The sequence below is a fragment of the Brevibacillus sp. FW306-2-1A-C05A genome, from assembly GCF_058781555.1.
In genome coordinates this window covers 38,221-48,221 of the sequence record NZ_JBYSWV010000035.1, presented here as the reverse complement: position 1 = coordinate 48,221, position 10,001 = coordinate 38,221, and the positions used below count along the sequence as shown (strand labels likewise).

The 10,001-nt window shown below is 58.0% G+C and carries 11 protein-coding genes; 1 reads left to right on the top strand and 10 read right to left on the bottom strand.

The features are described 5' to 3' along the window. Positions 1 to 34: 34 nt before the first annotated feature. The 3 genes from AC3WJN_RS18855 to AC3WJN_RS18845 form a co-directional block, all read right to left on the bottom strand. Positions 35 to 394: a hotdog domain-containing protein gene (locus AC3WJN_RS18855; RefSeq protein WP_433947768.1), complete on the bottom strand. Its 360-nt coding sequence runs from the start codon at positions 392 to 394 to the stop codon at positions 35 to 37. Positions 395 to 458: 64 nt separating this feature from the next. Then, complete coding sequence (locus AC3WJN_RS18850; RefSeq protein WP_433947767.1) at positions 459 to 872, bottom strand: AraC family transcriptional regulator; 414 nt, start codon at positions 870 to 872, stop codon at positions 459 to 461. Positions 873 to 898: 26 nt separating this feature from the next. Then, positions 899 to 1,429: a LysE family translocator gene (locus AC3WJN_RS18845; protein ID WP_007780281.1), complete on the bottom strand. Its 531-nt coding sequence runs from the start codon at positions 1,427 to 1,429 to the stop codon at positions 899 to 901. A 197-nt stretch (positions 1,430 to 1,626) separates the two neighbouring features. Between AC3WJN_RS18845 and AC3WJN_RS18840 the strand changes: the two genes are divergently transcribed. Further along, the gene (locus AC3WJN_RS18840; RefSeq protein WP_122952997.1) at positions 1,627 to 2,334 is read left to right on the top strand and encodes an ArsR/SmtB family transcription factor; all 708 of its coding nucleotides are present in this window, start codon (positions 1,627 to 1,629) and stop codon (positions 2,332 to 2,334) included. Positions 2,335 to 2,352: 18 nt separating this feature from the next. Here the strand turns inward: AC3WJN_RS18840 and AC3WJN_RS18835 are convergent, their stop codons facing one another. From AC3WJN_RS18835 to AC3WJN_RS18805, 7 genes are all read right to left on the bottom strand, one after another. Then, positions 2,353 to 3,249, bottom strand: coding sequence for a DMT family transporter (locus tag AC3WJN_RS18835; protein ID WP_433947766.1), 897 nt, complete (start codon positions 3,247 to 3,249; stop codon positions 2,353 to 2,355). Positions 3,250 to 3,345: 96 nt separating this feature from the next. Next, the gene (locus tag AC3WJN_RS18830; protein WP_051353958.1) at positions 3,346 to 4,506 is read right to left on the bottom strand and encodes a GNAT family N-acetyltransferase; all 1,161 of its coding nucleotides are present in this window, start codon (positions 4,504 to 4,506) and stop codon (positions 3,346 to 3,348) included. Then, positions 4,484 to 5,821 carry a F390 synthetase-related protein gene (locus AC3WJN_RS18825; RefSeq protein WP_026558139.1) on the bottom strand — a complete coding sequence of 446 codons (1,338 nt, stop codon included), beginning with the start codon at positions 5,819 to 5,821 and terminating at the stop codon, positions 4,484 to 4,486. Before AC3WJN_RS18825 ends, AC3WJN_RS18830 begins: the two co-directional genes overlap by 23 nt. Next, on the bottom strand, positions 5,809 to 6,666 hold the full coding sequence (locus AC3WJN_RS18820; RefSeq protein WP_005827454.1) for an MBL fold metallo-hydrolase: 858 nt from the start codon (positions 6,664 to 6,666) through the stop codon (positions 5,809 to 5,811). Before AC3WJN_RS18820 ends, AC3WJN_RS18825 begins: the two co-directional genes overlap by 13 nt. Beyond that, the gene (locus tag AC3WJN_RS18815) at positions 6,656 to 7,657 is read right to left on the bottom strand and encodes an NAD-dependent epimerase/dehydratase family protein (RefSeq protein WP_025849078.1); all 1,002 of its coding nucleotides are present in this window, start codon (positions 7,655 to 7,657) and stop codon (positions 6,656 to 6,658) included. The genes AC3WJN_RS18820 and AC3WJN_RS18815 overlap by 11 nt, the downstream gene beginning before the upstream one ends. 45 nt (positions 7,658 to 7,702) lie before the next feature. Next, positions 7,703 to 8,902 (bottom strand): ATP-grasp domain-containing protein, encoded by a 1,200-nt coding sequence (locus AC3WJN_RS18810; protein ID WP_005827457.1) that lies wholly within the window; start codon positions 8,900 to 8,902, stop codon positions 7,703 to 7,705. Further along, positions 8,892 to 9,887, bottom strand: a complete 996-nt coding sequence (locus tag AC3WJN_RS18805; protein WP_025849082.1) for a beta-ketoacyl-ACP synthase III — start codon at positions 9,885 to 9,887, stop codon at positions 8,892 to 8,894. The genes AC3WJN_RS18810 and AC3WJN_RS18805 overlap by 11 nt, the downstream gene beginning before the upstream one ends. Positions 9,888 to 10,001: the final 114 nt, after the last annotated feature.

Genomic DNA, 10,001 nt, shown 5'->3' with positions numbered 1-10,001 from the left:
AAGAAAGTGTTTGGGTTGGAAGACCGCCTACGAATCATTCATGGAGGCAGTGTCGCACTTGGCTTGACAATCCGTCACATAAAAAGGATGCACAAATAGCCGTTCGATTCGCTTGCTTTTCAAATCGCTCAATGGTGACCTCACAAATGATTGTATCTCCCGTAAATACCGGCCTGATAAACTCAAAATTCATCGTGCGGGCGAGTACGTTGTAATCTCCCCCTACTTTGGTTGGCAAGGTAGCAGTTAATAACCCTTGGACGACCAGCCTTCCCTGTTCGTCCGGGGTAACATGATGAACTCCTTCATCACCGGAAATTTTCGTAAACCCTTTCACGTCTTCTGCCGTAAAAGTTCGTTCAAACGTGATAACCTCTCCCACTTTTAATGACACAGGAATCTCCTCCCTTATTTTCGAATGCCGACTGATTCGCGCTCGTCCAGATAACTTCGCTCAATCATCTACATGGCCTGCGTCCTCCGCCATTCACATGCGACAAATATTCAAAGGCAGTTGTTCCATACACGCTTTTAAAGTGTTTATTTACATGCGCCAAATCAACAAAACCACATTCGGCGACTGCTGAATAAATATCTCTCTTTTTTTCTATGAGTTGTTTAGCACGTTCTATCTTGCAATTAAGAAAGTACTGGTATGGTGAAATTCCGGTATGCGCCTGTTCCGGATGAAAAAGCATCACACCATTTTGATACGATAATTGCAAACTGCCATCCAACGTATAATGTTGAATCCCCCGCAATGTGACACCGATTGCATATTCCTTGTGGGAATGCTTTTTATACGTAAACTCCGTAATACTTGCCGCTAGGGCAGTAATACCTGCCGATTTTTTATAGATAAATTTGTCCATCCCGGTTCACCTCTTCCTTCGCTTCCCTACACCCATATCATTATGGCAGCATAAACCAAAAATAACGCCATGATTACATTCACTGTCTTTTTATGCTTCTGTAAAAACTGCCTGAAGATTGTACCGAAAACAATCCAGGTAATCATCGTTATCGCGATCACACTGAGAGTCACCGCAGGCATAGCGTTGTAGTAGGGCATGATATAGCTGGGAAAAACATTTAAAAACTGCATAAGGAAGCCGGTCAGAAAGGGGCCGGTCTGGTTTACAGTTCGGTCTGATGAATCCATTTTGTAAATTTGGTAAGCGAGATAGAACATATAAATGGTTCCGATTATCTGCATGATAATGAAAATTTTGGGGATGATCGTCGCCAGCATCGTATTCAACGTACCAGAAACAGCAAGTAAGATTCCAAAAGCAATCGTTGCTCCATACGTATATTCCATTGCCTTTTTTGTCCCCAAATGATTCACTGTGGACAATATGACGATGTTAGTAGGTCCTGGTGTAAACGTAACAATAAAACAGTAAATTAGCAAAGATGTAATATTCATGAGAAAAACTCCTTTCAGGATTCTCATGTAATTTACACCTTAAAATGAATGGCGATATAGTACATTATTGCAGGATGCCGATACGTCTGTTGTGTAATATCATTGCGCAGCCAATGCCTCGGGCATTTTTTCGCCGTTGTCTTCGCACACACACTTCGTTTATGATCGAATCATGAATGAAAGGAGTGTGTCGCCAAATGAACACTAGCCCGAATATTGCGGAAATTACCTCCCTGATCGGCGAGCCGTCCCGCGTCTCCATGCTGGTCAGCCTGATGGGCGGCAAAGCGCTTCCGGCCAGCGAGCTTGCCCGCCTCGCCAGGATCACCCCGCAAACAGCCAGCACCCATCTGGCCAAGCTGGTCGAAGGGGGGCTTTTGCAAAGCGAATCCCATGGCAGACACCGCTACTACCGACTGGCAAGCCCCGAGGTCGCTCACGCCATGGAGGCGCTTTTGACGATTGCGAACCCGGTGCCTGTGCGCTCGTTGCGCGAGTCCGAGCAACTGCGGGTGTTGCGCTATGCGCGCACGTGCTATGACCATCTCGCAGGAGAAGTCGGCGTCGCCCTGACGCAAAAAATGATAGAGCTGCGGCTTTTGGAAGCATCCGGCCAAGACTTTGTGCTGAATGAAGCTGGCAAAGTTAAGCTGCAATCACTCGGCGTCGAGGTGGACGCCCGCCCGAAAAGCAGACGGCGCTTTGCCCGCCAATGCCTGGACTGGAGCGAACGCCGCCATCATCTCGCAGGCAGCCTCGGCGCTTCTCTGACCAACCGCTTGTTTGAGCTAGGCTGGATCGAAAGAATTCCCGGCGGCCGGGCTGTACGCGTCACGCCGGACGGCGCGGCCGGATTTCTCGCTGAATTTGGCTTGGAAGTCAAAAGCGGCAAGGAACGCGTCTAGGCGAGCTTTCCTGAGGCCTTACGCTTTCGCCTTTGCCGCATGCGAGGAAGCAAGCAACTGTTTTTGGGGGCCAAACGTCCAGTTGACGAGAAATATGCCCGCAAAAATCAACAGGCCCCCGGCGTACACGTGCCACATGACGACCTCCCCCAGCAGCACCCAGCCCGAGAGCACGCCGAAAAACGGGGCGAGAAACAGAAAAGCGCTGATGCGGCCCGGATCTCCCTGACTGAGCAAGTAAAACCAGGTGGCGAACTGCACGATGGAAGCCATGATCGCAAGCCACAGCACGATCAACAGCGAAGCAGTGGTCACGATCAGCTTGGGCGTCTCCAGCGTCACGCCCATGAGCAGAAGCAGCAGGCCGCCGAACAGCATTTGATAGGCCGTCATCACCCAGACGTTAAAGCGGACGCCCCACCGTTTGACGAGGATCGTGGCAATCGACCAGGCGAGTGCCGAGCCTAGCCCGAACAACGTCCCCGACTCCCACTGCAAATGAAAGCCGAGCGTGATGAACACGCCGCACAGCCCGATCAGCACCCCGAGCCATTGCGAGAGCCGGTAGGTGACTCTGAGAAACAACGTCCCCCAGATGACGACGAGCAGCGGATTTAGGAACGTCAAGATCGAAGACTCGCCCGCCGTAATCGTGCGCAGGCTCAAAAAGATACAGCCCATGACCGCCGCCGTCTGCAAAAAGCCGATCAAACCAAGCTGCCCCCACTCACGCCCCGATCTCGGGAGCGGTTTTTTCCGTACCCACAGCGCCAGCAACAGCCCGGCGAGCGTAAAGCGCAGACCGACGAGCAAAAGCGGCGAGAAGTAGGCCAAGCCGATTTTTCCTACCGCAAACGACGAGCCCATCAGCGACGTCGTGACCACCACGAGCATTCCGAACCACAACCGATTCATCTCGTTTCCTCCTTCTTGCAAACAGGTAGCAAGTGATACCGTCAGTGTACACAAAGGAAGTTACGATGCGGATCGAAGTGTATAAGTTCGCCGTCGCTACAGCTCGTATTTTTCCACCAGCCTGATCCCGATTCGCTCCAGCAAAAAGGCCAGCGCCTGCCATATCCAGCGCCGATAGGGCGGCAGATGCCTGACGTAGACCGCGGTGTACTCCGGCTCGCCGATCGCGCCCCTGTCCGCCTTGAAGGCGCCCACTCCCGCGCTCTGATGCAGCAGCAGTCCTTCCCGCTCCGCCTCCTGCACCAACAGGCTTGACAGCATCCGGTACAGCCCCGTCTCTCTCGGCAGTCTCGTATCGTAGCCGAACAAAGGCGTGGTCATGACTCCGTTGCGCACGAAGTAGCCGAGAATCCCGTCCAGCCGCCCGTCCTTTTCCAGTCCGATCAAAGTCAAAGTCCGCCTGCGCATCGCCAGCCGGACGAACTCTTCGCTAAACTGCGGGTTTAGCCGCGAGTATTTGTCCAGGTACAAAGCGTTGTACAGCTCGACGATCCGCTCTGCCTGCCCTTCCGCCAGCTCATCGTGGCGCAGGACGCGGTAGCCCGATTTCGCCAGCAGCTTGCGGTCGCGGGACAGCGTATTGCGCACCCGCCACGTGCCCTCGCCCGGCCAATCCGGGTGGAACAGGTAGACGTAGCGGCTCGGCACCATGATGCAGCCCGCTTGCTTCAGACCGCTGTACAGCTCCGGGCACAGCCGCTGGCAAACAGAGCGAAAAGCAATGACGTGGCGCGGGAACTTTTTGGCGCAAAAGCGCGCAATCTCCCCGGCCTGCTCCGCCGTCCAGGCGTGGTACAAATTCGTCGACAACAACCAGTTGTTCACGATCGCAATCTGATTGCAGCGGCTTCTTTTCATCCATAGTCCAACTCCTGCCAGAACGGGGGTAAACAGCCTCTTCAACAGCCGGGAATCCAGCATGTCCAGTTCCTCGCGCGCATAGGCGACAAAGTGCGTGTACGGCGAGCACACATACGAGTTGTCGTACTCCGCGTCATTGACCGTCACAGGCATGACTCGCCCTCCTGCCAGCAGCCCGAGCAACTGCGTGCGCACGTTGTGGACGTGGCGCGTCGGCGTATCTGCCAGAAGCGCCGTCAAATAGTCGCGAGCGTACTCCCCGTCCTCAAGCTGCCCCCAATCCATGCGAGCCAGCTCTTGTGCCTCGCAAAGCCTAATTTCGTCCTTGCTGCTCATCGAACGCAAACACCCTCTCCACGCGCCGCAGTTTTTTCGTGCCCGAGTGAAGCTGGTACGGAACAAAGTCAATCGCTGGCACTTTTCCCCCATGCGAGCGAATGACCGCCGCGAGACTTTGCCGCACTTGCCGCTTTGCGTCCGCCGCCTGTGCGCCGTTCACGAGCAGCGCGACTTCCACCTGCTCCATGCTCAGTTGACGAACCGTATATTCCTCGATCTCGGCAGACGCGGCGATCACCGCCCGCCGGATGAAGTCCGGGAAGATCGAGACGGGGCGGTTCTCGGTTTCGTGCCAAAACCAAAACAGATCATCCGAGCGGCCCTCGACCGACTCCAGCGCCATGAAGATTGAACCGCACGGGCACGGCGTGCGCCTTTCCGTCAAAATGTCATTCAGACGGTAGCGGATGATCGGCTGCGTCTCGCGGGAAAAATCGGTCAGGATCGGGAAAAACCGCTCTTTTCGCTCATCGAGGTACTCTTTTTCCATCACCAAAATGTCTTCGTTTACGTGCAGCGTCCCGTGCGCGCAACTGACCGCCAAAAGCCCTTCCGTGCATTGATAAATCTGGTGAACCCGCTGATCGAAGCTCGCCTCGATGTACGCCTCGTCCAGCGGGTCGAGCACCTCCGCCACCGAGATCACTTTCACAGGTGACACCCGCAGGCTTCCTTGCCGCTGCGCTTTTGCCAGCATGCGCAGCATGGACGCCGGGGCCACCAGAACAGTCGGCTGATAGCGATTCAGCCGCTCCAGATGTTCGGCCAGCGCATGCTGCAAGTCGAAAAAGGCGAACTGAATGCGCCGCCTGTCGACCGCCTCGTACAAATTGCTGTTGGCCCGCAGGAAAAAGGCAATCCGCTGCTCGGACCAGAGCTGCCCTGGCAGCGCTTTGGCGAGAATCGTTCCGGCCCACTTCGCCTGTTCCTGTGGCCCGACGAGAAACAGCCCGCGATTGCCGGACGTGCCCGACGACAGGCCGACCGTAATCCCTTTGATCTGCGGCGTGAAGTCGCGCGTGTTCTCCGCCGCAAGCGCGATGCGAAACGCCTCTTCTTTAGCGATGCGCCGCGTGTTCAGTTCGTCAAAATGCTCCATCATCAGCTTTTTGTCAATCGGCGCAAGCTTGCGCCACTCGTCGAGCCGCAGCGTCCCCATCCGTTTCAGGTAAAAGGGAGAGGCCGGCAGCACGCGGGCAAGCAGCGTCTGTACTTGGCGATCCTGCCATTTTTCCAGTTGCTCGCGCGTGGAAAAGCGCCGCGCAAGCCATTTCGTCCGTATGTATTGCCCAAGCAGCGTCATGATCTCCATGAAAAATCTCCGCCCTCTCTCGTCGTCTCCCACACTTCCCCGCAATGGGTCGGCATGATCCGCACGTCCGCGCACTGGCGCGACAACAGGTGCAACCTGTGCAGCTCATCCCGGTATGCCTGGCGATCGGACATGATGAGCCTGGCCAGCGGATGCGGCAGCAAATTGCCCCGGTACGCCTCGCTCGACCAGGCCGCATCTGCGCATAAAAACAGCTCGCCGTGATCGCGGTCGCGCAGGAACAGCCCGAATTGCCCTTTGGCATGGCCGGGGAGGTCGACTGCGAGCAGGCTCCCGTCCGCAAACAGGTCGTACCCTGTCGTATAGGGCGCGTACTTTTGCGGCAAAGCAGTCGGCGCCATGCGGTCAACAAACGTCGCGCGCTCTTCGAAATCATCCGGCATGAGGTCCGGCAAATACGCTTCGCGCACGGCCGCCAAGCCTGTTTTGCCCTTGACGTGCAAATAGGCGCTCTCGAAGCAATACAGCCGGGCGCGCGGAAAATCGCGCAAGCCGCCGATATGGTCGGCGTGAAAATGCGAGAGCAAAATGCCCTGCACCGCGTCCGCCGCGATTCCGTGCCGCGCAAGCTGCGCCCGGACGCTTTGCTCGGCCTGTGTGACGACAGGCGTGATTTTGCTGTAGAGCGAATACGGAAACGCGCTCGTCGCCTCGAAAAACCGCGGCGAGTAGCCCGTGTCAAACAGCCACAGGCCGTGCTCCGGGTGCTCGATCAGCCCGGCGAGCGCATGGAAGCGGATCATTTTCAACTTCCCGCCTTGGCGCGAAAACAGCTCCAACTGGCGGCAGTAGCCCGTATCCAGCCATGTCAGTTTAACGTCCATGCTCCGTCCTCCACCATGCTGCAAAAGTGTCGATCCCTTCCGCGATGCTCACGCGCGGCTTGTAGCCAAGCTCCCGCCGCGCCTTGGAAATGTCCAGCGTCTGCGATTTGGCGAGCACCCCGACCGAGTAGCGCGTCAGCACAGGCTCGCGGTAGCCCAGGACGGTGCGCGAGAGGCTCTCCAGCACCCATGCGGCCGCGTAGGCTTTCCAGTAGGGCACTTCCTTTGCCCGCAGCGGCATGTCCAGCCGCCTGAACACGTCTGTCAGCACGTCAACGAGCGTGACAGGCTCTCCGTTCGTAATGTTGTAAGCTTGCCCAAACGTGCTGCCGGGCGAGTCCATGCACAACAGCAGCGCGTCGACGACATTGTCCACATACGTCAAGTCGATCAGCGCTTTTCCCCCGCCGATCAGCGGGACGTACTTCTGCTCGTTGGCGCGAATCAGCCGCGGCAGGATCGCATTGTCTCCCGGCCCGAACAGCGCGCGCGGCCGAATCGTAATCGTCGGCAGCCCTTCGCGGTACGCCTTGGCCACCGCAAGCTCTGCCAGGTGCTTCGTCTCTGCATATGTATTGGCGAATCGGCGCGGCAACGGCTGCTCTTCCTGGATGCCGTACGCATCGGCAAACGCAAAGTAAATGCTCGGGCTGGATACGTGAACGAGCCGCTCGATCCCGTGCTGCTTGCAGCCTTCGATGACGTGAACGGTGCCGCTCACATTCGTCTCGTACATGTCCCCGTACTTTCCCCATGGCGAGGAAAACGCGGCAACGTGCTGGACAATCTCCTGGCCGCGGCAGGCGTCCGCTACAGCCTGCCTGTCCCGGATGTCGGCGCGGACAAAGCGGATGCCGCGCTCCTGCAGCTTGCGCCCGATCGTTTCATCCCGCCCCAGCGCGGTCACCTCATGCCCCTCTTCGTGCAGCCGCTGCACCAGCTTTTGCCCAAGGAAGCCTGTGCCCCCTGTAACGAGTACGCGTTTTTTCATCTGCCTTTCCCTTCCTTTCCGGTAGAAAAAATCCGCTTTTGGCCGTTACTGCGGCGTTTCTCCGTTCCATTCGATATCGCTCGTACTGCAAGCGAGCAGGCTCGTCTTCGTCCGCAAGCTCTGCCAGGCCAGATCGCCGAGCATCATAAACTGGTCGAAAAACGGCCGCGGGTCCTCCGCGCGAAACAGCACGTCTCTTGCGTTGCACAGGTCGCGGACCCAGCGCGTCCAGCCGCGCCAGTCTTTGACGTTCGCCAGTCCGTAGGTCAGCATCGCCATCGTCAGCATGCAGGTCTGGCCCGCCTGCGGGACGACCGCTTCCGCCCTGCCTTCCGCTCCGCCCTGCGATTTGCCCGCCAAAAAAGCGTCCGCTGCGGCTGTTTGTCCCGCAAACAGATGGATGCCGCTCGTCAGCCTCGGGTTGCACTCGATCACGTACAGCTCGCCTGTCTTGCTCTCGATGAAGTCAAAAGCGATTTGCCCGCTAAGCCGGTGCCTGCGCACAAAGCGGGTGACAAAATCTTTGACGCCTGCGTGCGCGGCATAGGCGAAATGAATCGTCGCCCCCTGCCCCGCCGTATGCACCGTCTCGTAGTCCGCGTACAGCGCAAGCTCCCCTTCGCGCGCGACCGCGTAGCTGCACAACTGGCGCCCCGCGATAAACCGCTGGACGAGCCACGGCTGACGGGCGGAAGGGACGGGCAGCGCAGACAGCCTGGCCCGGGACGGCTCGGAGATGATCTGGACGTGGGCAGCGAATCTGGAGTAGACGGGCTTTAGCACGACCGGGCCTGTCGCCTGGCGAATCGCCGCATCCCGCTCATCTGCCGATTCCGCCCGAACCGTATGCGGAACGAGCGCCCCCGCGCCTCGCGCCAGCTTCCCGAACTCCGATTTGTCATGCAGCGTCCGCAGCACGGCAAGCGGCTCTACCAGCACATCGCCATGCGCAAGCAGACGCTCGCGGCCGTGCGCGACGTAAAAAATTTCCTCGCACGTCGGAATGAGCAGGTCGACCCGTTCCTTGCGCATGATCTGGCACAGCTCGTCGATGTACGCCTCTGGCTGCGTCCTGGGCGGCGGGACGCGATACGAGCGCTGCACGTAGCGGGAATGCGCGCACAAATGCCGGGCCGCGCTCTCGGCCACAATCACGCGCTGTCCCGCTGCACGCAGCAAACGGGCCAGCTCCAGCGTGGCAGGCGCCCTGCCTCCGGTCAGCAAAACCGTCCGCTCAATACGCAAGGACGATGCCCCCGAGCGACAAGCCAGCGGACGTGCCCAAGAGCAGCATGTAGTCTCCCCGCGCCACCCGCTCTTGGCTGATCGCCTCGTGCAGCGCCATCGGGATGGAAGCCGCAATCACATTGCCGTGGTCTTCCATGATGTTGACCATCTGCTCGGCGGAAAAGCCCAGCTTGCCTTGCATGATGCGCAGCGCCATGCCGCTCGCCTGGTGAGGGATCACGGCCCGAAGCTGTTTTTTGCCGACAGCCGCACTGGCGAGCAGGCTGTCTACAAACCCGGTAATCAACTGCGAGGTCAGCCGAAAAATTTTGCGCCCATCCATGTCAAAAGCAAAGTCGTCCTCGTACCCGTTCACGTACTCGCGCGGGTGCAGCATCGTTCCGCCGCCGCGAATTTCCGAGTAGTGGGCCCCTTCGCTATACGTTTTCATCGCCGAGCCAAGGATGCGGGACGCCTCGTGATCCGGCGTCCGGCCGACGACCACAGCCGCCGCGCCGTCTCCGAACAGCACGCAGCTTTCTTTTTGCTTCCAGTTCAGTCCCGCCGAGGCGATCTCCGTCGAAACGATCAGCACGCGCTCATACACGCCGAGCGCCATCGTACAGGACATGACATCCAGTGCCGTTACAAAGCTCAGGCAGGTAGAATTGATGTCAAAGCAGGCGATCCCCGTCCCTGCAAGCCCCAGCTCTTCCTGAATCAGCGCCGCCGTGCACGGAATCTCCTGCTGGGCCGTACCGCTCGCGCACACGATGCAGTCGAGCTCTGAAAGCGCGATGCCCGCCGCCGCGACTGCCTGCCGCGCCGCGCTTGCGCCCATCTGTGCCGCAGTTTCCCCCGTCACATAATGTCTGACGCGAACCCCGGATTTCTTTTCCGTCCATCCGGCGGCAAGCCCCAGCCGCTCATCCAGCTCGGCTGCCGTCACTTGCCGTGCAGGCAGGTACTTCCCGGTGCCCAACAACTTGATTCTTCTCTCCATCATCTGGCTCTCCCTCGGTTTTGATGTCTCTCACACTGTATGCCGTCACTTTTATCCATTTTACGAAAAAGAATGGCAGCTTGTGGGGATTATTTCTCAAAAGCAAAAAACTAC

Bases quoted from the DNA above. Each gene is read 5' to 3' on its own strand.
- AC3WJN_RS18850 (WP_433947767.1), bottom strand. From the start codon at position 872: ATGGACAAATTTATCTATAAAAAATCGGCAGGTATTACTGCCCTAGCG.
- AC3WJN_RS18845 (WP_007780281.1), bottom strand. From the start codon at position 1,429: ATGAATATTACATCTTTGCTAATTTACTGTTTTATTGTTACGTTTACA.
- AC3WJN_RS18840 (WP_122952997.1), top strand. From the start codon at position 1,627: ATGAACACTAGCCCGAATATTGCGGAAATTACCTCCCTGATCGGCGAG.
- AC3WJN_RS18835 (WP_433947766.1), bottom strand. From the start codon at position 3,249: ATGAATCGGTTGTGGTTCGGAATGCTCGTGGTGGTCACGACGTCGCTG.
- AC3WJN_RS18830 (WP_051353958.1), bottom strand. From the start codon at position 4,506: ATGAGCAGCAAGGACGAAATTAGGCTTTGCGAGGCACAAGAGCTGGCT.
- AC3WJN_RS18825 (WP_026558139.1), bottom strand. From the start codon at position 5,821: ATGGAGATCATGACGCTGCTTGGGCAATACATACGGACGAAATGGCTT.
- AC3WJN_RS18820 (WP_005827454.1), bottom strand. From the start codon at position 6,666: ATGGACGTTAAACTGACATGGCTGGATACGGGCTACTGCCGCCAGTTG.
- AC3WJN_RS18815 (WP_025849078.1), bottom strand. From the start codon at position 7,657: ATGAAAAAACGCGTACTCGTTACAGGGGGCACAGGCTTCCTTGGGCAA.
- AC3WJN_RS18805 (WP_025849082.1), bottom strand. From the start codon at position 9,887: ATGGAGAGAAGAATCAAGTTGTTGGGCACCGGGAAGTACCTGCCTGCA.